The sequence below is a fragment of the Motiliproteus coralliicola genome (assembly GCF_003345655.1).
GTDB lineage: Bacteria > Pseudomonadota > Gammaproteobacteria > Pseudomonadales > Balneatricaceae > Motiliproteus > Motiliproteus coralliicola.
In genome coordinates this window covers 338,600-362,886 of record NZ_QQOH01000002.1, presented here as the reverse complement: position 1 = coordinate 362,886, position 24,287 = coordinate 338,600, and the positions used below count along the sequence as shown (strand labels likewise).

Below are 24,287 nucleotides of genomic sequence, written 5' to 3'. Positions count from 1 at the left end.
AGCCGGCAACACCTACTTGCCACTCAGGAGCAGAGATGACGAAATCAATGTGGAACAGCCAGCCCGCCAGCGGGGAATGGAATCTGTCAGAGAACTGGACCCCCTCCGAGGATCCCCCGGTCAACGCCGAATTTGGCCCATCCAGCCAGACCTCAATCGGCTTTTCCAACACCAGCGACGCGACGGTCGAGACCATCGAGTTCTCCGAAAACGCGTCCGCCTATACCTTCCTGTTCGGTCCTTCCGACACACCGGCGTTAACCATCTCCGGTCAAGGGGTCAGCAATCATTCCTACAACCGCCAGAGTTTAGTGGTTGCCGCCACCAGCCACGGTTTCAGCAACCCACAGCTGAAGTTCACCAACGAAGCGACGGCGGGGGGCGATAACCTGTTTTATTGCGCCGGCCCGGTAACGGAGCAAGGTTACGGCGGCGGCGTTATCTGCTTCTGTGATCAGGCCAATGCCGGCTCCGCCTCATTCAAGGTCTGGACCGGGGCGGCGACCCCGCCCAAGCACAGTACCGTCGGCGGTGAAGTCAGTTTCTGCAACTCATCCTCGGCGGCTAACGCTCGCTTTACCATCTACGGTTCGCTGGGTTTGGACGGTGATACCTTCGGCAATGTGGTGTTTCACGATACCGCAACGGCTGCCAATGCCAACTTCATCAATGTCGGCGGCACCGTTTCCGGCGGCGATGGCGGCAATACCCAGTTCTACGGAAATTCCACTGCTGCTTACGGTATCTACAACAACTGGGGCGGCACCTATCCCAAGGCCAACGGCGGCGACGTCGCCTTTGACGCTACGGCCGATGGCGGCCAGGGCCAGTTCCACAACTACGCGGCGAAGGCGGCCGGCGCCTATGGCGGCGTCACCAGCTTCAATAACAACCCCCCACATATGAACACCCAGGGCGCATCGGCAGGCAATGGCGCCTACTACAACTACGGTGCCAGGGAGGGAGAGCAGGGCGGCGGCGGCCATGCTGAGTTCAGTGCCAAGTACGGCTCTCCAACCGCGGCCAACGCCCGCATCATCAACTACGGCAGCGCGATTAAAAATAAGTCGACGGCCGGCCATACGATCTTCTCGATCAACCTGCCGACCGATTATTACCCGACGGCCGGTAATGCCTGCATCTGGAACCACCCCGGGGAGACCCAGCAGGGAGCCGCCGGTTACACCGAATTTTCGGTCTACGGCAGTGGTAACGGAGGGGATCAGGTACCCACGGCAGGCAACGCGACCATTTACAATCTGGGAGCCTATCTGCCCCAAGCCGCCGGCGGCTACACCCTGTTTTCGGACACGGCAAGCGCCGGCAATTCGACCCTGATCGCCTATGGCGGCAGTCACGGTGGCCATGGTGGTCGGATTGTGTTCTACGGCAACGCATCCGGCGACACGGCTAAGGTTCAGCTGTACGACAATGCTGAGCTGGATCTGCGTGACCATGCCACCGGGCTAACCCTCGACAGACTGGATCTGACCGGCGGAGTCATCGCGATTCGGCTTGAATCTGAAACGACCGGACTAACGGTATCCGGCCAATTGAGCCTGCATTCCAAGCCGGTGTATTTCTATTTCAGTCAGCCCAAGGATGAGAATTTTGCCAACAACAAGGCCTATACGATTCTCTCCAACAGCGGTCTGTCCGGCTTCTCTGCGGAGCAGTTTGCCGGAAGCTCGATCGACGGGGTTGAGCCCACCTTCAGCATCGTGGGTAACGACCTGCAGGTGAGTTTCCACAAGCCGTAACACTCGATGTAGGAATGCAAGGATGGCCGCATAGCCTCAAACCTATGCGGCCACCACGACCTATCGCATCGTGACGATATCTCCCTTGGTACTACCGACGATCTCCAGCAGCTCCTGGGTCTCCTTCTCCGGAACGCCATAACGACTCAGTATCTGTAGGAATATCTCCACCATCCGATCCCATTCCTTCTCGGTGATGGCCAGATGGGCATGGGAAGACTTCATGTCACGCCCATGGTATTGGCAGGGCCCGCCGGTTACCTGGCAGACCATCGCGGTGACATGGTATTTCAGATACTCCGGCGGGACAGCCATACGGGCCGCATCGATTTTGGGATTGGCGTTTAAGGCCGTATCCGGCACCAGCGCATCGATAAAGTCACTGACCACCACAGATATCGGAGCAATCCCTCCGAGCCGGTCGTAGAGCGACTTAGCTTCCATCGAACCATGGTTATCGGCGTGGGCGGTTTGCAGGAACAGGGCAAGGCTCAGGGTGAGGATGACTCTGCACATAGTAACCTCCTGACGAATGGCAGGCGGGCTACAGATCGGCCTCGATATACGACCCGGGTTATCGGAGCTGCCGATGGGCATGCCCGCGATAGAGTGAAAACAGCCCTAGAAGTATAGGACAGCGACGGTGCGATCGACTAAGGAACCTGCGAACCGCACCCTGCTGTCAGCGTCCAGGGCATCGACAACGGTGCTAGCTGAAGTCACCGTGCCACAGCCATCAAAAACTATGCATAAGCAGATGCATCCAACGTGACGCCATGCATCGATCCTGTCACGGCGGCAGCATAGGCCTTGGCCGTATCGCTTGCTGAAAGCCCGCCTTCGGTGCTCATGCCCATCATCGCCATGGTTTCTTTCACAAACACAGGGGATACCACATTGAGGCGCAGCGTATCCAACTCGAGTGCGGCGGCTTTGACAAAGCTTTCAAGTGCACCATTAGCCATGCTGATAACAACACTACCCGGCATCGGCTCTCGTGCCAGCAGGCCTGAAGTCAATGTGATCGAGCCCCCTTGGTTGATAAAATTGCGCCCGATTCGTACCAGATTTACCTGGCCCATCAGCTTGTTCCCTAGCGCCAGTTGATACTCTTCATCCGGGAGTTGATCGAATGTGGCGAAATTAGCGACGCCCGCCGTCGAAACCACAGCATCGATCTGCCCCACCCGTTTGAACATCGCTTCGATCGACGCCGCGCTGCTCAAATCAACGGTGACATCACCATCAGAAAAACCCGCCTTGATCACGTCGTGATCGACGCTCAAACGCTCTGCAACGGCTTTTCCAATCGTGCCGGAAGCACCTACCAGTAGAATTTTCATGTTTGTCACCATTTCCAATCGGCCTGAATCGGCCTGAGTTAACATTGAGCTAAGGCTAACTACCGATCTAAAATTGAAAAACAGTGCAAATTTGAAATCATTATTCCAATGAATAGAAAAATAGATATTGTTAAAGCGATTCGCACCTTTCAGATCGTTGTTGAACAGGGAAGTTTTAGTCAGGCGGCAAATCGGATAGGGATTGTCGTCTCAGCGGTCAGCAAACAGGTAGCTGATTTAGAGCAACACCTTGGATGCCAATTGTTGTACCGAACCACGCGCGCGATGAGTCTCACCGCCGAAGGCCACTACTACTTAGAGCAGTTCCAAGAGCTGGTGGAGCGCCTCGATAGGCTGGAAAACCGGGCCGACACTCAACAGCACAACGTGGCCGGGCACTTACGCATCAGTGTTCCACCAGACGCGGAACAACTCGGCATCACCCGTTTACTGAGCGAGTTTGTAAAACAGCACCCCTCGGTTTCGTTCACGCTGATGTTGATCAACCGCTACGTGAACTTGGTGGAAGAAGGTATCGATCTCGCCGTTAGAGTGCATAGGCTTCCTGACTCACGATTAATCGGGCGTCAATTGACCGAGCTGAACGTGCTCTACGTCGCTAGCCCTAAGTACTTAAAGGCCTATGGCAGACCGATACACCCGAAGCAGCTGAGCGAACACCGGTGTGTCATCGATACGTCGAATCGCACCCCGGGTCGCTGGCGCTATACCGAAGATGGCGCTGAGAAACACGTCAGTGTCTCCGGCCCGGTGGAAGTTAACAGCGGCTCCATTGCCGCTGACTTCTGCGCCGATGGGCACGGCATTGCGCATCTGCCTGACTTCCTTGTGCAGCGCTACTTGGACAGTGGCCAATTGGTTCCGATTCTGGAACCGTTCCAGCTGTCTTCGATACCGGTTTCGTTGGTCTATCCGGCCAATCGCATGAAAAACACGGCACTGAGCGAACTGGTCAGTTACCTGATCAACAACATAAAATCTCCTCAGAACCCATCACCGAATTAACTGTAACGTCTCAGACACTCGCTCTTCTAATTACGAACACCCCTAAGAAAAGCGCCTGACTCGCGAGGAGAGCAGAGGCGATGATCCTATTGTTGAGTGCACTCGGCCTCGCCGCTGCGGTGGGTTATCTGGCCCAGTCGATCGGGCTGTGCATGGTCAGAGGCGTGCATGAGAGTATCAAGGGTAAGCCCGAATTCCTGAGTGCGATTCTACTGTCCGGCACGACGGCCTGGATCGCCGTGTTTGTCGGCCAATCGGTGGGGCTGCCACTGCCGTTCAGGGCCGTTTCCGCCGATAGCTGGATTGCCGTCGGTGGCTTATTGTTTGGCTTGGGCAGCGCCCTGAATCAAGGCTGCGGAGTCTCAACACTGAATCGATTATCCCGCGGTCAACTGCAGATGAGCGCCACCCTGCTGGGCTGGATTTTAGGCTGGTGCGCCTTGGCTCACTGGCCACCACCGTATGAACCCGCCGAACTCGGCTCGCCTTCACCGCTCAGTTATGGCGTACACGCCGCATTGTCCTTAGGGCTTGGAGTCTGGGCCTTAAGGAGTCACAACGCCCGTAGAAAACTGTGGTTCAGCATGATGGGGATCGGACTGCTGGCGGGGTTTTTGTTTCTCTTCAATTCCAGCTGGCCACCCAGTGGATTCCTCCGCAACCTCAGCGCCGCCCTGCTACACCAGGATGAGTTACGCTGGCCTGCTCCGACCGACTACGCCTTGCTGTTGGCACTGCTGGGCGGGATGGTTTTCGCCGCTTGGAAGACCCGACAATTCCAGCTGCAACTGCCTAAGCTTCAGGCATGGTTGGCCCACCTGGTCGCCGGGGTGCTGATGGGAGTTGGTGCCGCCCTGGCCCTCGGCGGCAACGACTCGCAGCTGCTGCTCGCACTTCCCGCCTTGTCACCCGCTGGGGTTGTTGCAGTTATCGCCATGTTGGTCGGCATTGGATTAGGCCTCGATCTACGCCGACGCTTATTCCGAGACTGAGCTTCAGCCCATCATCCGATGAACTACCATTGCAGAGTAATTACTGAGATAGTGTACTTACGTCAGTTTTATAATAATTATCAAGTTGTTAGGTTCCCGCCATGCCATCCCCTGCTGCCAAAAGCATCCACTCGCTGCTATATAGCAAAACATTGGAAACCTTTCTGGCCGTTTGTCAGCACCGCAGCTTTACCCGGGCCTCGAAAGCGTTGGGGCTAAGCCAGTCATCGGTATCCCAGAATATTCAGAAACTCGAAGACACCCTGGGTGTGAGCCTGTTTGATCGCGAAGTGCGGCCGATTGCTCTGAAACCGGAAGCGGTGTTGCTGCAAGAACAACTGGAAGGACAGTTCTCTGACCTCGAAGAAGCGGTCTCGCTGATCCGGGAACGCAATGAGCTTAAACCGATCGTCAAAATCGGTGTGATCGACTCCCTGTCCACCAATGTTGCACCGGCACTGATACGCCTACTGGCCACCCAAACCCGACAGATATCGGTACTCAGCGGGATATCACCCAACATCGCCAAGGATCTGCTGGATCGGGAGGTCGATATCATTATCACCAGCGATCCACTGGATGGTATCGATGGCCTGAGCCGCTATTTCCTGTGCCAGGAGCCCCACCTGTTGGTGCTATCGAAGCATTCACCACTGGTTGGAAAGCCGGTGACCTGGCAGCAATTGATCAGCAGTGAGCAACCCTTGGTTCGCTACTCCCGACGCTCGGCCTCAGGCAGGATCGCCGAGACCCATTTTTCCCGGATGCGAATGTCGGTCCCGGTGAAGGTAGAAGCCGATACCACCCGGGTGGTCTTGTCGATGGTGGCCGATGAACTGGGGTGGGCCGTGTCATCGCCGTTATGCCTGCTCCAGTGCAAAGACATGCTGCCCGAAGTGCATATGCAACCAGCGCCCCAGCCTTCGTTCAGCCGAGAAATCTACGTCGTCACCCGGCACAACGAATACCAGCATCTGGTTGATACCATCCTGGCAGAATGTGCTCGCCAGCTGGAACAACAGTTACTGCCGGAGATCCAGGCCCGATTCCCGTGGACGGTCTCCGAGTTCGTGATCGACGAGAATGCCCGGGCTCTGGCCAGAGGAGAACGCAAATAAAAACCCGGCAAAGGCCGGGTTTCTCTCGTGGACGGGCGATTCAGCCGATCAGCAGACCTTCGTTAACGCCAACAGCTCTCTTACCGATGTCACCTGCTCAAGCTGAAACAGCTGCGCCAGCAGGCTTTCCGCCTGCGCCTCAGGGAGCAACCCCTGGGTACAACGGCGGAATTTGTCGGAGAATTCCTGATTGCTGAATGGCTTCTCCGGATTGCCGCGGGCAAGATCATTCTCAAGATAGATCTCTTCGCCATCTTTCAAGGTCAGCCAGATTTTCACCGGTGCGGTCCCGATAAAGCCCAGTTTGGCCAGGTCGTCGTCTACCGACATGCTGATCCGTTCGATCAACGACTGAACCCTTGGATCCAGAATGCAGTCTTCGCAGAACTGATCCAGCGTGACCTGCCCGTACACCAACGCACAGGCGATGGAGAACTCCAACGAGAACCGGGCCTCGACCGGTGATCGGGGCCGATGGGAGACCAGTTCTTTCGGCCCCAACAGACTGACTCCGCAATGGATTTTTTCCACCTGATCGGCACGAATCTGTCGCTCGGCCAGAAGCGCAAACAACACATCGAGAGCCGGGTGATTGCCGCTGCAGTTGGGGTATTTCTTGAAAGCATAACCCCGTCGCACGATATCCCAGCCGATGCCAAACATCACCGGTTTAGCCGACTCCCGTGTGGTTTGAGCAAGCGCAGCGCCGGCGAAGCACTGGATAAAGCCATCCGCCCCTTCCAGTGCAGTCTCAGAAGCCGTGACCCCGTCCCTGGCCAGGCTGACCGCTTCCAGTCCGGCTTTGGCCGCCATACCGGCATGGTAGGGCTTGGCTTGGGTTCCGAAATTACTGCGGATACCACTGGATTTCGATAGCGCCAGTGCCAGCGCCATGACCGTGGTCTGTTGATCAAGCCCCAATAGTTTGCAAGCCCCGGCTGCACTACCCAGCGAATAGAAAATACCCGTGGTATGCCAGCCGTTTTCTGAAGCATCGGGCATCATCAGATCGGCGATTTTGTGAGTCACTTCAACGGCTGCGACATAGGCCACCAGCAACGCCTCACCGGAGACATCGGACTCTTCGGCAAGACCAAGTAAAGCGGGCACAATTACCGTAGTCGGATGGCCGATGGTGGCCCAACTGGTGTCGTCGAAATCGAGGGCGTGTCCTGCGGTGGCGTTGATCAAGGCCGCATGCTCGGCGTCGAGCTTCATCGAGCGCCCGATCACCGTGGAGGTCTCAGCCCAACTTCGCTTCAGTGCCCAATTGAGCAGGTTGCGGGTGACCGGCTGATCGCTGCCGGGTATCGCGACTCCGATATAGTCGAGGATGGCCTGCTTGGACGTGACCCGAACGTCCTCAGGAATCTCTGCGAAACAGACCTCCTGCAGGAACTTTGCGGCCTGGACCAGAATCGGGCTTTGCGAACTCATGCACAGATCTCCCGTTTGGTGGCAAACAAGGCATTGAATTTGTCCGGCGAGGTCATCATCAAGGGATCAAGATAGCGCTCGGCCTCCTCCACCGACATGATGCCGGATTCGATCACCACCTGTTTGATGGTCTTATTCTCCAGTTCCGCCTTCTTGGCCAGTCGCGATGCGGTCTGGTAATCGAACAGCGTGGCAATCACCGTGGATAGCGCCAGCGACTGTTCAGCATCCGCCTGACACTTGCTGTGGTTAGCCTGGATGCCATCGATGCACTTGGCTGCCAACAGCGGCAAACAACCACTGAGCAGATCGCAGGATTCGGTGACACAATTCAAGATCAACGATTCCCAGACATTCAAGTCCAACTCGCCCTCGCAGGCCCGGGTCACCGCAACATCGTTACCCAGCACTCGGAAGTAGACCTGCATCGCCATCTCCGGCATCACCGGATTTACCTTACCCGGCATAATCGACGAACCGGGCTGTACCGCCGGCAGGCTGATCTCACCCAGTCCTGCACGGGGACCGGATGACATCAGGCGCAGGTCCGCCGCCAGCTTATTCAGATTCAAAGCGATCGCTTTGGTCACCGCCGACACCTTGATCCAGACGTCGGCATTCTGCAGCCCGTCGAACAGGTTCGGCTCGACTTCAAAGTCGATATGGGTCACCTGCTGCAGCGACTGGAACAAGTGGTCTTTATAGCCATCGAAAGTGCCGAACTCGGTACCGATAGCCGTGGCCGATAACGGTAACTCCAAACAGCTCTCGCGAACCTCTCTGACATCAACAACCATACGTTCAAAGGCACTGCGGTAGCCGCTGAACTGTTGTCCCAGCGTAACCGGCAGTGCATCTTGAAAGCAGGTGCGTCCCAGCTTTACCACCTGTTCAAACTCGTGCTCTTTCTTTTCGAGCGAGCCGATAAACTGGATCAGCCGCTGTTCCAGCAACGTCAGTGACTGATAGACGGTGATCTTCATCGCCGCCGGGATCACATCGTTGGTGGACTGACCCATGTTGACATGGGTGTTGGGGTGAACCCTATCGTACCCTTTGCTGCCGGTCAGAATCTCATTGGCCCGATTGGCCAACACCTCATTCAGGTTCATATTGGCTGAGGTACCCCCGCCACCCTGGTAGATATCGATGGCAAAAGCGGCGGGATCAGGGTTGGCCGCCACTTCGTCAGCTGCCTGGCAGATAGCATCACTGATCTGCTCACTCAGCACACCCACCTTACAATTCGCGATCGCCGCGGCCTTCTTGATCTGCGCAATGCTACGAATGAATCCTTTGATATCACTGATGGTTTTACCTGAGATATCAAAATTCTCTTTGGCTCGTTGAGTCTGAATTCCATAGTAGACCGCTTCATCCAGTTGGCGCTCGCCGAGGGCGTCATGTTCAATACGCATCAGTTAATTCTCCTGTGGCTCAGTGCCAATTCTCTCGATCGGACGGCAGATAAAGCTGCCCTTCTATGCAAACGTAAATACCCGGTTTTGCGTGCTGAGATGCCAGAATTGCAGCCCCCAAATTGAACAGACCATCGCCGTGGACGAATCCATCAATCGGCTTCAATGCGCCGGTCAGTATTACGGTTTTATCCGTAAACGAACCCTGTCGGTCTGCAATATACCGAGCGGTTTCAAACACCGTGAAAGAGCCGTGGGTCAGCACGATCGAGCGCTCTGGGCTGCTGCAGATCCGCTCAACCATCGCCTCTCGATCCTGTGGCGAGATATCACGACTGTCTTTCATGCAGAGCTGGGTAAATTGAAATGACTGCCGGCTCAACATGGCGTGTTGTTGCAGGTAATGCGGCAACACACTCTCTTCGAAACACTCCGGCGTACAGCTGTCGACGTTGTAGTAGGAGTCGATCGTTCCACCGGTAGCGATCAGGTGAAATCGGGAATTTAAATCATCCATAAATCCTCCAGTATCCAAACGGATTGCTCAAAGCCCGGTAACCATACGCGGCAGCCACAATGCCAGCTCGGGAATAAAGGTGGTCAGTAGTACCACCGGCAGGTAGGCCAGGAACACGAACACCAGCGTGGGCTTGATCACCTGCGGAAGCTTCACCCCACCAATCAGGGTGCCAAAGTACAGAATCGGTGCCGTCGGCGGCGTAATCAGCCCCATGCCCAGGTTGGTCGCGATGATCGCGGCAAAGTGAACCGGATGGACACCAATCTCGTTCATGACTGGCAGCAACAGGGGGGCAGCCAGCAGAATGCCGGAGACATCCTCCATAAACATGCCAACCATCAGCAGGAACAGATTGACCAACAACAGCAGCAGGATTTTGTTCTCGGTAATCGACAGCAGGGTTTCCAGGATCTGTTGGGGCACATCCTCAAATGTCAGGACCCGAGCCAACATGGTGGCGCAGAAGATCACCAGCATCAGTACCGCCGTCACCTGGGCCGCCTTCCAAACAGCTTCGTAGAAGGAGCCCCAATCCATCTCCTTGTAGATCCAGAACGCCACCGGGATCGCGTACATCACCGCAACGGCTGCCGCTTCAGTCGGCGTGGTCACCCCTCCGTAGATAAAGCCGAGAATGATCACCGGCATAGCCAAACCGAAACCGGCTTTACGGGCTTTCAGAAACACATTCTCTTTGGCTTGCTGGAAGCTCAGTTTTTCCTCAACGACTAGCGGCATGTTGCGGGTCAAGATGAAGTTCCAGAAACAGAACAGCGAAACTAACAGTAAGGCTGGCAATACCGGCGCCAGAAAGACCGCGGTGATGGAAGTACTGGTAACCCAGCCGTAAAGGATCATCGTGGCACTGGGTGGAATCAGCAACGCGAGCACCGCTGAGCAGGAGACCAGCGAGGTGGCATAGCCACGGTCATAGCCCTTCTCCACCATGCGCGGAATCATGATCGAACCGATTGCAGCAACCGCCGAAGAAGCCATGCCGGAGATCGCACCGAACACGGCGGTGGTCACTACCGTTACGACCCCCAGACCGCCACGCATATGTCCAAACAGACTGTCGCCCAATTCGAGCATCCGTCGGGCGATGCCGCCGTTGGTCATGATGGAACCAGCCAGGATATAAAGGGGAATCGCCAGCAGCACCATCGAAGAGGTCTTGGCGAATCCGGAGGTGACCATAAAGGAGGTGTTGCCGTAATCCCCCATAACAATCAGAAACAGTGCTGCAGCAACGAAGGTCAAGGCGACGGGCACCCCGATCATCATCAGCACAACTAACAGGACAACGTCCCAAATGACGATAGCACTCATGGATATGTCCTCAATCAGTGGCTGTGCTTGAACAGGTCGATGCAGGCTTCGACCATCTCAACAATGAAGTAGAAGGCCATCAGCGCCATGCCGATCAGCATGCCGATATAGATCCAGGCCATCGGTACCCGCAACTCGACCGAGCGCACGTCCATCTGCAGATTGAACTGCACCAACTCCAGAGTTTCCCGGCAAAGGTAGACGCACAGCAGTGCAGAAATAAGACGAGTGATGATGTGAGCTATATCAACCAGCCGGCCCGGCTGGCAAAAGGTATCGACCAATCCCGCCGAGATATGCCCTTTGGCATGGGTGCCGTAGGCCGCGCCAATAAAGTACATGATGATGGCCAGGTAGCTGGCTGCTTCTTCGATCCCAAAGAAGGAGTAGTTGAAGATGTAGCGCGATACGACCTGAACGAACACCAGCAGGGTGAAAGCGACACTGGTGGAGAACATCACCAGTCGCTGCAGACGCAGTTTGAACTGCCATAGGGATGAAAGAGAGGGAGCTTTCTTCACGTCTCTTATTGTAGTTGTCGTCATGATAGAGACCTTCTTGTTGAACCTGCCTAGTCAAGCAGCGTTCAGTCGCCGCCGATGCCGCTCATTAAGCGGCATGGCAGCATTTCACAGGTTTTACTTGGCGTATTGCTCGGCAATCAGCTGGTAGAGCTCGTCACCCAGCTCATCCTTGATTTGAGGCCAGACATCTTTGCGAACCGCCTGCGTGATCGCTTCCATTTCGGCATCGTTGAAGGTCACCACCGTTACACCGCTGTCACGTAGTTTCTGGCGATACTCTTCATCCGCCTGGGCAACCCGTTCGAATCGCTCGGTCGCAATGTTCTTGGCGATAGTTCGGATGATTTCACGATCTTTCTCAGAGACTCGGCTGATCGATTTACGATTCATCACCAGCCAGTTCACTTCGAAGTGATCGTTCAGTTGTACCCAGGTTTTCACTACGCCGTTCCAGTCGCGCACAGCATTTTCAGGCGTGCCGCCGATCATGCCGTCGATAACGCCGGTCTGAACGCCGGTGTAAAGCTCAGCCCAGGGCATGGTGGTGGTGTTGTAGCCCAAACGCTCCAGAACCGGTCGATGGGTCGCGGCACCGGAAGGCCAAACCCGGATCTTCAACGATTTGTGGTCCGCATCAGGGTTTTCAGGCTGCTCGACACTGGTGCCCACGGCCATGCCGCCCATGCCGTTGGCGTAGGGCGCCAACAGGGTTAGGTTTTGGCGCTCCAGCAGGTTGTCCATGACGTTAAAGAGGAAACCGCCGACGTTCCACGCCTGCTCGGCGGACTTATAGTCGCTGACCGAATAGGGAAACCAGGAGATTCCCAGACGCTTGTCGTATTTGGTCGATAGCGATTGAACCGCCGCATCAATGGAGCCCTGGGTCAGTTGATCGTAGGTTTCTTCCCAGTCGCCCAACTGGTTGGCCGGATAAACCCTGAATTTGACCCGTTCATCGGTCTGTTCTTGAACACGCTTGGCAAACTCTTTGGCCCAGAGATCGCGCTCTGATCCCGGAGGAGCCGAATGTGAAAGACGCAGATTAGTACCAGCCAAGGCGCTGGTGGCGGTAACAGTAAGCGCACCGGCCACCAGGGTGGCCATACCAAGTTTGGCAATGTGCTTGATAGAACTCCTCATCAGGATTTCCTCGCTATTAAAGTTATTGTTGTGTCGCCGGATAAAGCAATTGGGCAGATGGCTGTGCTATTGCTTCTGGGATCTATTAAGAGGGGAACGGTAGTGTGCTTCGAGAAGAATCAGAATCTCTTATACACACTATTAGCTGAAACGATTGAACGATCTTCTCAACTGATAATTAAGCAAGCAGCCGATCTGATCAGGACTGGAAGAGCGAAATAGGTAGACCGAACAGGATCGAATTGCAGCGGCAATCGATACCGCTGAGAAAGGTTCAGGACATATCAAAGCCGGCAGCTGCCCTCATACAGATGCACCTACCGGCCGCTAGGAAAGGTTCGTTAACGAACTAGTTGGCTCGATCTAACGTTTCTTCTTCTGCGCCTGCTGCAACAGCTGGCCGAAGGTACCAACGCTCGATGTCGCTGCTTGTTTGCTCGCTCGCGCCGAAGGCTTAGGAGCGGTTTGTGGCCGGTTGGGTTTCGGCTTGGATTGATGGGTCCCGGACTCTTCGCGCTTCATCGATAGCGAGATCCGCTGTCGCTTCAGATCCACCTCCAGCACCCGTACCTGGACGATATCGCCGGGTTTGACGATATCCTGCGGATCTTTGACGAAGCGATCCGCCAACTGGGAGATATGCACCAAACCGTCCTGATGGACGCCGATATCGACGAAAGCACCGAAGTTGGCCACGTTGGTGACGGTCCCTTCCAGGCGCATACCCGGCTTCAGGTCGCTGGGCTTTTCGACCCCATCCTGGAAGCGCGCGGTTTTAAATTCGGGACGCGGATCGCGGCCGGGCTTTTCCAGCTCTTTGAGGATATCCCGCACGGTGAAGTCACCAAAGCGATCATCTACGTAGCGCTGCGGATTGAGGTTACGCAAAAAGGCCGCGTCGCCGATCAGGCTCGGTAGGGTGCGGTTGTTTTCGGCCGCGATCTTTTTGACCAGATCGTAGGCTTCCGGGTGCACGCTCGAGCCGTCCAGAGGCTGTTTACCGTCTTGGATCCGCAAGAAGCCGGCGGCCTGCTCGAACGCCTTGGGGCCGAGGCGGGCGACCTTTTTCAAGGCGGTCCGGTTGGCAAAGGCGCCGTTTTCATCGCGGTAGGCCACGATATTGCGAGCCAGGGTGGTGCTCAGACCGGAGATCCGGGCCAGCAACGCTTCGGAGGCGGTATTCAGATCGACGCCGACCTGGTTTACACAGTCTTCGACCACCCCATCCAGGCTATGGGCCAGTCTGGTCTGATTCAGGTCGTGCTGGTACTGCCCCACCCCGATCGCCTTGGGTTCGATCTTGACCAGCTCGGCCAGCGGGTCCTGCAGTCGTCGTGCGATCGAAACGGCGCCACGGATCGTCACGTCAAGATCCGGAAATTCGTTGGCAGCCAGCTCGGAGGCGGAGTAGACCGACGCTCCGGCCTCATTCACCATCACCTTCTGGGCCTTGATCTCCGGATAGCGTTTGAACAGATCGCTGACCAACGTATCGGTCTCACGGGAGCCGGTGCCGTTGCCAATACTGATCAGCTCGACCCGATGCTGCTCGCAGAGTTTGGCCAGCGATTCGATCGAGCGATCCCAGTCATTGCGCGGCACATGGGGATAGATGGTGCTGTGGGCCACCAGTTTACCGGTGCTGTCCACGACGGCGACTTTAACGCCGGTACGCAGGCCCGGGTCCAATCCTAGGGTCGGGCGACGGCCTGCCGGAGCGCTGAGCAACAGCTGCTTCAGGTTACGGGAGAACACCCGGATCGCTTCCTCCTCGGCCGCTTCGCGCATTCGGCCGATCAGCTCCTTCTCCAGCTGCGGGATCAGCTTGCTTCGAAGTCCCTTGGCCAGCGTCTGTCGAACCCAGTCGCCGCAACGGCCCCGGGCAGCAAAGCGCACCTGCTGGCTGACCAGACTATCGTAGTGGCCAAGCTGTTCTTCCAGATCGAGCTTGGCGGTCAGCACCTTTTCCTGCACTCCACGCAAGATCGCCAAGGCCCGGTGCGACGGTACCCGCTTAAGCGGCTCGCGATGGTCGAAGTAATCGCGAAACTTTGCCCCCTCTTCGGCTTTTTTCTTGATCACCGTGACCTGCAGGGCGGCATCGCGCCAGATCTGGTCTCGCAGACGACTGACCAGGTCGGCCTGTTCGCTGATCCGCTCGACCAGTATCGCTGCCGCCCCGGCCAACACCGCTTCGGTGTCGGCATAACCGGCCTCGGCATTCAGGTAGCCCTGGGCCTGTTGCTCCGGTGTTTGGCTGTCGCCTTTGAGCAGTTGATCAAGCAGCGGGTCGATCCCGGCTTCGCGCGCCATCTGGGCCTTGGTTCGACGCTTGGGCCGATACGGCAGGTACAGATCTTCCAGACGCACCTTGCTATCGGCGTCCATCAACTGCGCGCGCAATGCACCGTTCAGCAGCCCCTGCTCGTCGATGCTGCGAAGAATCACCTCGCGACGATCATCCAGTTCACGCAGGTAGCTCAATCGCTCCTGCAACTGGCGTAGCTGAGAATCATCCAGCGCCCCCGTTACCTCTTTACGATAACGGGCGATAAAAGGCACCGTGGCGCCCTCATCCAGCAGTTTGACGGCGGCCTCCACCTGGGAAGGTTTGACCTGCAGTTCGCTGGCGATACGTTGATGGAGCATAACAACAACCCTGACGATAAAACGGTAAGCGCCGGTCTCTTTGCCGCGCAGTAAAGGCCGCTAGCCTAGCGGAAGCGCGGATACCGAAGCAACGACTTCCCCCTACTCCCCAACCGACCTTAGGTATTTGCACAAACTTTGCACATTCTGCGCATCTTTGTTGCACAAAGTCCGGCGATAGTTCTCCTCAACAACCCGGTTCTAAAGGAGAACGACATGAAAACGATCCTATTCACCAAACTGACTCAGCCCATCAAATCGGCTAAGTGGTTCAAACCCGTCGGCGCCGCACTGCTGCTGGTCGGAAGTTTCAGCCAGGCCCAGGCGGCCACCCCAACCCCGTCTCAGTTTCCACAAGCCCAATCAACCGTGATGGAGGTGCTGGGTGATCGGCTGCCTATGCGTGCCGAACTGGATCAACTCCAGCAGGAAGAGCCGCAGCTCTACAACGAGGTGATCTGGGAGCTGTACGATATGGTCGAAGATTACCAGTTGGCCCAGATTCAACGGGGTACCGAGCAGGCCGAACTCTTGCTTGAACACGATCTGCTCAGCCTGGAAGCCGATCAGTTGGCGATGGAATACCTCGAGGCCCAACACCAACAAACCGCACCGGCCGTGGCCGAATATCAGGCGCTCAAACAGGTTGCCGAACAGTTGGTTGATCTGGAGACCCAATTGCTTGAGCATGAGAGCCTACCAGGTAATCAAGACCTCAGCCCTACCCAACTGGCCTCGCTGGAGCATTGGCAGAAGTCGCGTCAGGCGATGCGCTCGGAGCTGGTGCAGCGAACCCTGGATGATTACCTGAACCTCGATGAAGAGCTTGAGCTGAGCTCGATCGAGTTTGAATAAGTCCCGGCTACCAAGGGATGTGCAGTGCCCCTCGGCATCGCACATCCCCATTAACGAGTAACAACGTGCAGCTAACCCTACGCCTGAAACTGTTCCTGATCCTGGTTACCACCAGTGTTGCGCTGATTCTGAGCATGCTGTTTTTCACCCTCTCCTCGTTCGAGGTTGGTGTCAGCGACTACCTCAGCGAGGTCAACGCCCAACGGATGGAAAAGCTTAGCCAACGCCTGGCACAGCTCCACCAGCGTCACGGCAGCTTCGAGTTTCTGGAGCAGGACCCGATACTGGCGGCGGCCTTGGAAGGTCTGCTGTGGGAGGGGGAATCCGAAGCTGAGCTACTCGATGAGATCCCGGAGGAGGAGCTGGCCGAACTGGAGTACGGTTTCGTCCCGCTGATCTTTATTATCGACCCCGACCGCCACCCGCTTTACGGCGACTATGACCCGCATGCACCAGCCAGGCTGCAGCCGATCGAACAGGATGGTCAGCCCCTGGGGTGGTTGGGTATCCGAGAAGACGAGTTCGGCGACGGCACCATCACCTTTATCGAGGCCCAGACCCGCGAGTTCTGGATCATCGCCGTGATCATGGTGCTGGTCTCGATGCTGGCGGCACTGATTTCGGCACAGCACTTCCAGCGGGCGATACGACCGCTGATCCAGGGCACTCGAGCCCTGACCCAGGGCCAGTACCGCACTCGAATCGCCGTCACCAGCAAGGACGAACTGGGTGACCTGAGCCGCGACTTCAATCAGCTCGCTACAACCCTGGAGCAGAACGAGCAGGCCCGCCGCAAATGGGTTGAGGATATCTCCCACGAACTGAAGACACCGCTGACCCTGATGCGCGGTGAGATCGAGGCGGTACAGGATGGCCTGCGGGAGATGACTCCCGCCACGCTGGAACTACTGAGCCAGGATATCGACCGGCTCAACCATCTGGTCGACGATCTCAAAGCCTTGTGGCAATCCGAACCGGACGCGCTGCAGCTGGAAACCGCACCCTGCCGGATCGACCAACTGCTGCGCCAATGCGTGGGCAAGTTCGAAACTCAGCTGTCGGCTCAACAACTCAAACTGAGCTGTGAACTCGAGTCGGACATTGAGATCATCGCCGACCAGAAGCGGCTGACCCAGGTAATCGATAACCTGCTGACCAATTCACTGCGCTATACCGATCAGCCCGGCGAGCTAAGCATCCGCCTGCAACGCGCCGACCCCGCTATTCAATTGCTGGTCGAGGATTCCGGCCCCGGCGTCGGCGACGGCGACCTGCCGCATCTGTTTGACCGACTCTACCGGGTCGAACGGTCGCGCAATCGTAGCCTGGGCGGCTTTGGTATCGGTCTGGCGATCTGCCGCAATATTATTCAGGCCCACCAGGGTCGGATCGAGGCCCATCATAGTGAACTTGGGGGCCTTAGAATCGAGATCGAATTACCGGGAGAACTCACCGATGCACGCTAAACAGATTTTGGTGGTCGAAGACGAGCAGCGAGTTGCCGAGCTGCTTCGTGACTACCTGCACCGCGAAGGCTATCAGGTGCATTGCCTGTTCAGCGGCAGCGGCGTAATCGATTGGGTCAAGCAACATCAGCCCGACCTGATTCTGCTGGACCAGATGCTGCCGGAACGCGACGGACTCTCGCTGCTGCAGGAGATGCGAACCTTCACCCCTGTGCCGGTATTGATGGCCACCGCGCGAACCGAAGAGATCGACCGTTTGCTGGGGTTGGAATCCGGCGCCGATGATTACATCTGCAAGCCCTACAGCTTTCGCGAAGTGGTCGCCCGGGTTAAAGCGGTGCTGCGACGCCAGCCCGGCAAGATGGCGGAAACCTCATCGGAAGCCGGTGCCGAAACCGACAGCACCGGAACCAACAGCAAACTGCCGTTGCAACTGGATGAAGGACGCTGCTGCGCTAAGCTCCACGATCGGGAGGTATTGCTGACCGTCATAGAATTCCGACTGCTGCAGGCGTTGCTGCAACGGCCCGGCCAGATACTGACCCGAGAACAATTAATGAACCGGATCTACCCCGACTCACGGATCGTCAGCGACCGGACCATCGACAGCCATATCCGTAAGCTCCGGGCCAAACTGGCCGACGAAGGCGGACGCCCATCGCTGATCCGCTCGGTCTACAGCGCCGGCTACCAACTCGATTTGAATGCGCTGGACTAAGATTCTCTACCGATCCCAGCACGCAACTAAAAGCCCCGAATCAACCGATTCAGGGCTTACTGGAACACTCATACGATAACGGGATCAGGACTGGTAGCGAATACAGTTTTTGCCGTCCCGTTTGGCACGATAAACACCTTCATCGGCCTCTTTGATAAAGGCATCGTAGTTGTCCATGCCCTCATGCCGGCTCGCGACTCCGACGCTGATACTGCCCTTCCAGGCCCCCTCACCAGTAGCGACGGTCAGGCCATTGACTGCTCCCAATAGCTGTTCGGCAACGATGGCGGCACCTTCGACGCCGGTATTCGGGCAGATGATGAAAAACTCATCCCCCCCCAGGCGGGCAACGACGTCATCGGTTCGAACCGAGTTTTTCAGCATGACCGCCAGCTCTTTGAGAACCTTATCGCCACAATCATGACCATAACCGTCGTTGATCTCTTTGAAGTGATCGGCATCGATCATCATGCAGCTCAGCGGCTTTGCTGATGCGATCGCTTCGTCCCAGAGAATCGACAACATCCGCATTGCATGCCGACGATTGGGAAGGCCGGTCAGCACATCGGTCAAGGCCAGCTCCTCCAACTCTTTGACGGCGTGTTGGAGTTCCACGGTCCGCTGCTGTACCAACTTTTCCAGGTTGTCGTTAAGGTGCTGCAGCTCCTCGTTTCTGCGAGAAACCTGCTCAAACAATCCGTTCAGCGCTTCCAACAGCGGCCCCAGTGCTTCATGGGACTGCAGAATACCCTTTTCGAATGCCTGGGCTGGTGTCATCCCCTGATTGATATAGCGGATCTGGCGAGCCATAAACTGATCTTCACCAAGGATGTGGAAGGCCAGCCAATGGGATAAGAAGGCCAACAGGTCTCTGGAACTTTGGGGTGAACTGTTTGGATCGGAGTTGGATAGACGCTGCACATCATCCAGAAACATTCGATGGGCCTTGAAGTGGTGATCCAGATGGCGCTGATCGAGACCCGAGTCGATCATAAAGCGCTCTTCCTCTTCAAAGTGGAAGATCGCGTAATCTTTCAGGCCACCCAACAACTCGCCCAGATCCTGTTCGCTGAGCTGATTGGCTGAAATTTTTTCTCCAAATAGATTGATGCTGTCTACGAGGTGGCGATGCTGATCATCGACGCTATCCAACCCCGTTTCAAAATGTGTATCCCAATGAAATGCTTCCATACGTTAATCCCTGGGCGAGGGAACCTGCGTCGATAAAAAGAACGTCTGACGGCAGATTCAGCCCTGTCCTGTCTCTTCACAGCAAAACGCTGAACATACCATAAAAACTGATAAAGAATGTGGGATTCGATGTCCCCGGAATTTCCGCTTTGCGGGGGATGACAGTTGGCATGCATGTTAAGCTTGTTGGCGTACCGACCTAGGCGGGTCAAGGGCTTTCCGCTGGATTCGTTTTCAACCGTCTGTTATCAGCAGCCCCTTGGCTGTTGCATAGCAGCCACTGTCAATTCAGACCAAGCCTAACGCCCTGATCCTTTTTAATAAGCTAGGGTTGTACCAGATTCTTCAGAAGACTTTTTTGCCCAGGGAGGCAACATGAGTGATGCAAAGGAGCTAATGGCTCCAGATGGGAAGGTCAACCCCATCGATACGGATTATCAGGTCGGTCAGGACAACGTCGTTGTCAACGTCGGCCCACTTGGACTGGATATCCACAACCGGGTTTTTGCTATTTCGGCCCTGCTGGTGATCGCGTTTGTGGTTCTCACCCTGGCGTTTCAGAGCCAGGTAGAACCGATGTTCAGCGGACTTCGGGGCTGGCTGACGTCCAATCTCGATTGGTTCTTTATCGCATCCGGCAATATCTTCGTGCTGGTCTGTCTGGGCTTGGCCCTGTCGCCACTGGGCAAAGTGCGACTGGGCGGCACCGAGGCGACCCCCGATTACACCTATCTGGGTTGGTTCTCGATGCTATTCGCCGCCGGGATGGGGATCGGCTTGATGTTCTTCGGGGTTTCCGAGCCGCTGTCCCACTTTAGCAGCTCACTGGGTGGCACCAGCCTGGAGAACGGTGTTCGTACCGACTGGGCTCCTCTGGGTGCGGCCGCCGGCAATGCCGAAGAAGCGGCCCGTCTGGGCATGGCCGCCACCATCTACCACTGGGGCCTGCACCCCTGGGCGATCTATGCCGTACTGGCACTGGGGCTAGCCCTGTTCTCCTTCAACAAAGGCCTGCCGCTGACCATGCGCTCGGTATTCTACCCGCTATTGGGTGAGCGGATCTGGGGCTGGCCTGGGCATATCATCGATATCTTGGCGGTTCTGGCAACCCTGTTTGGTCTGGCGACCTCGCTGGGCTTCGGCGCGGCCCAAGCCTCGTCGGGATTGAACTACCTGTTCGGCATTCCCGAAGGCGACACCACCCAGATCATTCTGGTAGTGCTGATCACCATCATTGCACTGGTCTCGGTCATCGCCGGACTGGACGCCGGGGTCAAACGCCTTTCCGAGATCAACATGGTGCTGGCATTGATGCTGTTGCTGTTTGTGATTGCCGTGGGACCGACCCTGGCGATTATCAGCGGCGTATTCAGCAACCTGGGAGCCTACCTGGAATACCTGCCGGCACTGGCCAATCCGGTCGGTCGGGAAGACGTGAACTTCTCCCAGGGTTGGACCGCGTTCTACTGGGCCTGGTGGATCTCCTGGTCACCGTTTGTCGGCATGTTTATCGCGCGGGTATCCCGGGGCCGTACCGTCCGTGAGTTTATGGTCTCGGTGCTGCTGGTTCCGTCTGCCGCCTGCGTACTCTGGATGAGCGTCTTCGGCGGTACCGCCATCAGTCAGGTGGTCAACGACGGCTATCAGGCGGTAACTCAAGCGGCCCTGCCGTTGCAGCTGTTCACCATGCTGGATGTGCTGCCGCTGGCTCAGATCACCTCCTTTATCGCCATTATTTTGGTGGTGGTGTTCTTTATCACCTCATCCGATTCCGGCTCGCTGGTGATCGATGTAATCGCCGCCGGCGGCAAGGTGGATGCACCGACGCCGCAGCGGGTGTTCTGGTGTACCTTCGAAGGTTTGGTCGCGATCGCCCTGATTCTCGGTGGTGGCCTGGTAGCCCTGCAGGCGATGTCGGTGTCGACCGGCTTCCCGTTCACCGTGGTGCTGCTGGTCGCCTGTATCGCTGTCGTCAAAGGCCTGGCTTCGGAGCCGCGCGCCAACTAATCAAACGGGCACATAGGCGCGAACACGCTGTATTTCACGGGTTCGCGCTATTAATCTGACAACAATGGTTGCCGGATTAATAGCCATCATCACAGCGCCGGTCTAACCGGTGCTGCCTAGGAGATCGGCGGATGTCGCTTCCCGAAAACCCTGAAGTCGCTCAATTTCTGCGTGAGCATATGCCCTTTTCCTCGTTGTCTGACGAGGAGTTGCAGCATGCAGCCAGCCAGATCGAAGTGGCCTACTTCAAGGCGGGAAGCGAGATTCTCAGTCTTGGTGGTCGGGTTGATGCCCTGCATGTCATTCGTAGCGGTGCGGTGGAGGTGTTTCGCCGCAATGGCAGCCTTTACAACCGGCTCAGCGAAGGCGGCATCTTTGGCGAATTCGGGTTGTTACGCAACGGGGTGGTCCGTTTCCCGGCGCGGGCGCTGGAAGACAGCCTGGTCTATCTACTCCCGGAGCCGATCTTCAACGAGCTGTTCGAGGCCAATGAAGAGTTCGCCGACTACGTCGAGGTCGAAGATCGAACCCGACTGCGTCAGGCGGTCTCACAGCGTGAAGACGCCAACGACCTGATGAACGCCCCGGTGCGCGACCTGGTAATGCGCGAACCGGTTACCGTCTCGGCTTTCGCCAGCGCCCAGGAAGCGGCCCAGAAGATGGTTGAGACCGGCATGGCTGCGCTGTTGATCACCGACACCGGCCAGGCTGAGGCCGAAGCTGTCACCCATGAGCCGCCGACTGTGGTCGGGATCGTCACCGACCGGGATCTGCGCGACCGGCTGGTCGCCGAAGGGCGCGACTACAGCACTCCGGTAGCCCAGATCATGTCACCGGCACTCTACAGTATCGAGTCCAATCAACTGGTGTTCGAAGCGATGCTGGTAATGCTGCAGCACAACGTTCACCACCTGCCGGTGATGCGCCGCGGGGTACCGTTGGGGATGGTGGATCTGACCGATATTATCCGGTACGAATCCCAGAACAGCCTGTTCGTGGTCAGCAGCATTCATCGCCAGATGGAGGTTGAGACGTTGAGCGCATTGTCTGCCGATGCCGCCGCCTGTTTTCGACGGATGGTCACCGAGGATGCCAATTCGCGGATGATCGGCAGTGCGATGGCGGTGATCGGCCGCAGCTTCAAGCAACGGCTGCTGGAGCTGGCCGAGGAGATCCTGGGACCACCGCCGGTCCCTTACTGCTTCGTCGCTCTGGGCTCGATGGCCCGTGATGAGCAAGCACTGGCCAGCGACCAGGACAATGCCCTGATTTTGGACGACAGCTATGACGAAGCTCAGCATGGCGACTACTTCGAAGCCCTGGCCAAGTTTGTCTGCGATGGACTGAACGCCTGCGGTTACAGCTATTGCAGCGGCGAAGTCATGGCCACCAATCCCCGATGGCGACAGCCGCGGCGGGTATGGCAGCGCTATTTTGACCAGTGGATCGAGCAACCCACCCCCGAGACCCTGCTCAACAGCTCGATATTTTTCGATATCAAAGGGGTCTGGGGCGAGGTGAGCTGGGCCGATCAGCTATACCGCCGGATCCTGGACAAAGCCCGGCGCAGCCCGAGGTTTCTGGCCTCCATGGCTCGTAACGCCCTGCTACGCACGCCGCCGCTGGGGTTCTTCAAAGACTTTGTGATGGAGACCGACGGACGTCACGGCAATTCGATCAATATCAAGCGTCGGGGCACCGCGCCGCTGGTCGACCTGATCCGGGTCCATGCCCTGGCGGTTGGTTCCGAAGCGCTGAATTCGTTTGAACGCCTGGACGACATTATCGCCGCCGATATCCTGCCGCGAGGCCGCGGACAGGATCTTCGCGATGCGCTGGAGTTCATCTCCCTAGTTCGAATTCGCCATCAGGCGCTGGATCTGGACGACGAGCGCGAGCCGGATAACAACATCGAGCCGGAGAACCTATCCGAATTTGAGCGCAAGCATCTCAAGGATGCGTTCCAGTTGCTCAGTGATGCTCAGAAGTACCTGCGCTTTCGCTACACCCCCGGTCGCTAACCCGGTCAACGACGATGTTTTATCTCAAACCCGATCACCTCAACAGCGATTCCCGGCCGGAGCAGGCAGTCCAAGACTGGGCGACTGAGTTTCAACGGCTGGAACAGCAGGCCAGGGATCCGCGCCTGCAACGCTACTATCGGGCGGGCATGGTCGCCGCTGACACCCCGATCAGCAAGGCTCCGCTGGTGGCGATGGATTTCGAGACCACCGGGCTGGATCCGGAGCGTGACGGTATCGTCAGTATTGGTCTGGTGCCGCTGTCCCTGGCGAGAATCCGCTGCGCCGACGCCCGTGAATGGATCCTTCGCCCCCGCGTCCCCCTTTCCTCCAGCTCCGTGGTCATCCATGGGATTACCCATTCCGAAGTTGCCGATGCCGATGACCTGAGTAGCATTATCGAGCCACTGCTCGAGGCCTTGGCCGGTCGAATCCTGGTGGTCCATTGCAGCGAGATCGAACGTAAATTCCTGGATGCCGCGCTGCGCTTTCGAACCGGCGAGGGGATCCGCTTTCCGGTCATCGATACCCTGGAGCTGGAAGCCCGCCTGCATCGCCCATTGTCGATCTGGAGCCAGCTGTTCAAACGCCAACAGGTCTCCATCGCCCTGGCCGAGAGCCGCTCCCGCTACCGACTGCCCTTCTATCGCCCCCACCACGCCCTGACCGATGCGCTGGCCTGTGCCGAACTGCTGCAGGCCCAGGTGGCCGACCGCTTCACCCCGGAGACCCCGGTAAGCGAGCTATGGTCTTAATTTCCCGCTACTGATCGC

Annotated in this window: 20 protein-coding genes; 10 read left to right on the top strand and 10 right to left on the bottom strand. The window is 57.1% G+C overall.

Annotation, left to right across the window (positions count from 1 at the left end; translation table 11 throughout):
- Positions 1 to 35 precede the first annotated feature (35 nt).
- A complete protein-coding gene (locus tag DV711_RS08480) occupies positions 36 to 1,760 on the top strand; it encodes a hypothetical protein (protein WP_133297425.1) in 1,725 nt (574 codons plus the stop codon).
- Between the two features lie 60 nt (positions 1,761 to 1,820).
- Here the strand turns inward: DV711_RS08480 and DV711_RS08475 are convergent, their stop codons facing one another.
- Together DV711_RS08475 and DV711_RS08470 are read right to left on the bottom strand one after the other, a co-directional pair.
- Positions 1,821 to 2,276, bottom strand: coding sequence for a group I truncated hemoglobin (locus DV711_RS08475; protein ID WP_114695245.1), 456 nt, complete (start codon positions 2,274 to 2,276; stop codon positions 1,821 to 1,823).
- 227 nt (positions 2,277 to 2,503) lie between these two features.
- A complete protein-coding gene (locus tag DV711_RS08470) occupies positions 2,504 to 3,103 on the bottom strand; it encodes a short chain dehydrogenase (protein WP_114695244.1) in 600 nt (199 codons plus the stop codon).
- A gap of 108 nt (positions 3,104 to 3,211) precedes the next feature.
- On the opposite strand from DV711_RS08470, the gene DV711_RS08465 reads away from it, so the two are divergent.
- From DV711_RS08465 to DV711_RS08455, 3 genes are all read left to right on the top strand, one after another.
- Positions 3,212 to 4,129: a LysR family transcriptional regulator gene (locus DV711_RS08465; protein WP_114695243.1), complete on the top strand. Its 918-nt coding sequence runs from the start codon at positions 3,212 to 3,214 to the stop codon at positions 4,127 to 4,129.
- Between the two features lie 80 nt (positions 4,130 to 4,209).
- A complete protein-coding gene (locus DV711_RS08460) occupies positions 4,210 to 5,121 on the top strand; it encodes a YeeE/YedE thiosulfate transporter family protein (protein WP_114695242.1) in 912 nt (303 codons plus the stop codon).
- A 101-nt stretch (positions 5,122 to 5,222) separates the two neighbouring features.
- The gene (locus tag DV711_RS08455; RefSeq protein WP_114695241.1) at positions 5,223 to 6,239 is read left to right on the top strand and encodes a LysR family transcriptional regulator; all 1,017 of its coding nucleotides are present in this window, start codon (positions 5,223 to 5,225) and stop codon (positions 6,237 to 6,239) included.
- 48 nt (positions 6,240 to 6,287) lie between these two features.
- Here DV711_RS08455 and DV711_RS08450 read toward each other — a convergent pair whose 3' ends face one another.
- The 7 genes from DV711_RS08450 to DV711_RS08420 form a co-directional block, all read right to left on the bottom strand.
- Positions 6,288 to 7,676, bottom strand: coding sequence for an MmgE/PrpD family protein (locus DV711_RS08450; RefSeq protein ID WP_114695240.1), 1,389 nt, complete (start codon positions 7,674 to 7,676; stop codon positions 6,288 to 6,290).
- Positions 7,673 to 9,094 carry an aspartate ammonia-lyase gene (locus tag DV711_RS08445; protein WP_114695239.1) on the bottom strand — a complete coding sequence of 474 codons (1,422 nt, stop codon included), beginning with the start codon at positions 9,092 to 9,094 and terminating at the stop codon, positions 7,673 to 7,675. The genes DV711_RS08450 and DV711_RS08445 overlap by 4 nt, the downstream gene beginning before the upstream one ends.
- A 19-nt stretch (positions 9,095 to 9,113) precedes the next feature.
- Positions 9,114 to 9,611, bottom strand: coding sequence for an asparaginase domain-containing protein (locus DV711_RS08440; RefSeq protein WP_114695238.1), 498 nt, complete (start codon positions 9,609 to 9,611; stop codon positions 9,114 to 9,116).
- A gap of 27 nt (positions 9,612 to 9,638) precedes the next feature.
- Positions 9,639 to 10,943, bottom strand: a complete 1,305-nt coding sequence (locus DV711_RS08435) for a TRAP transporter large permease (protein ID WP_114695237.1) — start codon at positions 10,941 to 10,943, stop codon at positions 9,639 to 9,641.
- A 14-nt stretch (positions 10,944 to 10,957) separates the two neighbouring features.
- Positions 10,958 to 11,488, bottom strand: a complete 531-nt coding sequence (locus DV711_RS08430) for a TRAP transporter small permease (RefSeq protein ID WP_114695236.1) — start codon at positions 11,486 to 11,488, stop codon at positions 10,958 to 10,960.
- A gap of 93 nt (positions 11,489 to 11,581) precedes the next feature.
- Positions 11,582 to 12,607, bottom strand: coding sequence for a TRAP transporter substrate-binding protein DctP (dctP, locus tag DV711_RS08425; protein ID WP_114695235.1), 1,026 nt, complete (start codon positions 12,605 to 12,607; stop codon positions 11,582 to 11,584).
- Between the two features lie 363 nt (positions 12,608 to 12,970).
- Positions 12,971 to 15,256 (bottom strand): Tex family protein, encoded by a 2,286-nt coding sequence (locus tag DV711_RS08420; RefSeq protein ID WP_114695234.1) that lies wholly within the window; start codon positions 15,254 to 15,256, stop codon positions 12,971 to 12,973.
- Positions 15,257 to 15,472: 216 nt separating this feature from the next.
- Here DV711_RS08420 and DV711_RS08415 point away from each other — a divergent pair, with 216 nt between their 5' ends.
- The 3 genes from DV711_RS08415 (at position 15,473) to DV711_RS08405 (ending at position 18,295) form a co-directional block, all read left to right on the top strand.
- Positions 15,473 to 16,111, top strand: coding sequence for a hypothetical protein (locus DV711_RS08415; protein ID WP_114695233.1), 639 nt, complete (start codon positions 15,473 to 15,475; stop codon positions 16,109 to 16,111).
- A 65-nt stretch (positions 16,112 to 16,176) separates the two neighbouring features.
- Entirely contained in the window at positions 16,177 to 17,577 is a 1,401-nt protein-coding gene (locus DV711_RS08410) for an ATP-binding protein (protein WP_114695232.1), read from the top strand.
- On the top strand, positions 17,567 to 18,295 hold the full coding sequence (locus DV711_RS08405; protein ID WP_114695231.1) for a response regulator: 729 nt from the start codon (positions 17,567 to 17,569) through the stop codon (positions 18,293 to 18,295). Before DV711_RS08410 ends, DV711_RS08405 begins: the two co-directional genes overlap by 11 nt.
- An 84-nt stretch (positions 18,296 to 18,379) precedes the next feature.
- On the opposite strand, the gene DV711_RS08400 is transcribed toward DV711_RS08405, so the two are convergent.
- The gene (locus DV711_RS08400; RefSeq protein WP_114695230.1) at positions 18,380 to 19,486 is read right to left on the bottom strand and encodes a GGDEF domain-containing protein; all 1,107 of its coding nucleotides are present in this window, start codon (positions 19,484 to 19,486) and stop codon (positions 18,380 to 18,382) included.
- A gap of 375 nt (positions 19,487 to 19,861) precedes the next feature.
- On the opposite strand from DV711_RS08400, the gene DV711_RS08395 reads away from it, so the two are divergent.
- The 3 genes from DV711_RS08395 to DV711_RS08385 all read left to right on the top strand — a co-directional run bounded on the left by DV711_RS08395 (position 19,862) and on the right by DV711_RS08385 (position 24,269).
- The gene (locus DV711_RS08395; RefSeq protein WP_114695229.1) at positions 19,862 to 21,493 is read left to right on the top strand and encodes a BCCT family transporter; all 1,632 of its coding nucleotides are present in this window, start codon (positions 19,862 to 19,864) and stop codon (positions 21,491 to 21,493) included.
- 131 nt (positions 21,494 to 21,624) lie between these two features.
- Positions 21,625 to 23,514, top strand: a complete 1,890-nt coding sequence (locus DV711_RS08390; RefSeq protein WP_114695228.1) for a DUF294 nucleotidyltransferase-like domain-containing protein — start codon at positions 21,625 to 21,627, stop codon at positions 23,512 to 23,514.
- 14 nt (positions 23,515 to 23,528) lie between these two features.
- Positions 23,529 to 24,269 carry a 3'-5' exonuclease gene (locus DV711_RS08385; RefSeq protein WP_114695227.1) on the top strand — a complete coding sequence of 247 codons (741 nt, stop codon included), beginning with the start codon at positions 23,529 to 23,531 and terminating at the stop codon, positions 24,267 to 24,269.
- Positions 24,270 to 24,287 lie beyond the last annotated feature (18 nt).

Coding starts and splice junctions, on each gene's coding strand:
- DV711_RS08455 (WP_114695241.1), top strand. CDS start 5,223: ATGCCATCCCCTGCTGCCAAAAGCATCCACTCGCTGCTATATAGCAAA.
- DV711_RS08420 (WP_114695234.1), bottom strand. CDS start 15,256: ATGCTCCATCAACGTATCGCCAGCGAACTGCAGGTCAAACCTTCCCAG.
- DV711_RS08390 (WP_114695228.1), top strand. CDS start 21,625: ATGTCGCTTCCCGAAAACCCTGAAGTCGCTCAATTTCTGCGTGAGCAT.
- DV711_RS08400 (WP_114695230.1), bottom strand. CDS start 19,486: ATGGAAGCATTTCATTGGGATACACATTTTGAAACGGGGTTGGATAGC.
- DV711_RS08470 (WP_114695244.1), bottom strand. CDS start 3,103: ATGAAAATTCTACTGGTAGGTGCTTCCGGCACGATTGGAAAAGCCGTT.
- DV711_RS08405 (WP_114695231.1), top strand. CDS start 17,567: ATGCACGCTAAACAGATTTTGGTGGTCGAAGACGAGCAGCGAGTTGCC.
- DV711_RS08480 (WP_133297425.1), top strand. CDS start 36: ATGACGAAATCAATGTGGAACAGCCAGCCCGCCAGCGGGGAATGGAAT.
- DV711_RS08395 (WP_114695229.1), top strand. CDS start 19,862: ATGAGTGATGCAAAGGAGCTAATGGCTCCAGATGGGAAGGTCAACCCC.
- DV711_RS08460 (WP_114695242.1), top strand. CDS start 4,210: ATGATCCTATTGTTGAGTGCACTCGGCCTCGCCGCTGCGGTGGGTTAT.
- DV711_RS08385 (WP_114695227.1), top strand. CDS start 23,529: ATGTTTTATCTCAAACCCGATCACCTCAACAGCGATTCCCGGCCGGAG.
- DV711_RS08435 (WP_114695237.1), bottom strand. CDS start 10,943: ATGAGTGCTATCGTCATTTGGGACGTTGTCCTGTTAGTTGTGCTGATG.
- DV711_RS08440 (WP_114695238.1), bottom strand. CDS start 9,611: ATGGATGATTTAAATTCCCGATTTCACCTGATCGCTACCGGTGGAACG.
- DV711_RS08465 (WP_114695243.1), top strand. CDS start 3,212: ATGAATAGAAAAATAGATATTGTTAAAGCGATTCGCACCTTTCAGATC.
- dctP (WP_114695235.1), bottom strand. CDS start 12,607: ATGAGGAGTTCTATCAAGCACATTGCCAAACTTGGTATGGCCACCCTG.
- DV711_RS08475 (WP_114695245.1), bottom strand. CDS start 2,276: ATGTGCAGAGTCATCCTCACCCTGAGCCTTGCCCTGTTCCTGCAAACC.
- DV711_RS08430 (WP_114695236.1), bottom strand. CDS start 11,488: ATGACGACAACTACAATAAGAGACGTGAAGAAAGCTCCCTCTCTTTCA.
- DV711_RS08415 (WP_114695233.1), top strand. CDS start 15,473: ATGAAAACGATCCTATTCACCAAACTGACTCAGCCCATCAAATCGGCT.
- DV711_RS08445 (WP_114695239.1), bottom strand. CDS start 9,094: ATGCGTATTGAACATGACGCCCTCGGCGAGCGCCAACTGGATGAAGCG.
- DV711_RS08450 (WP_114695240.1), bottom strand. CDS start 7,676: ATGAGTTCGCAAAGCCCGATTCTGGTCCAGGCCGCAAAGTTCCTGCAG.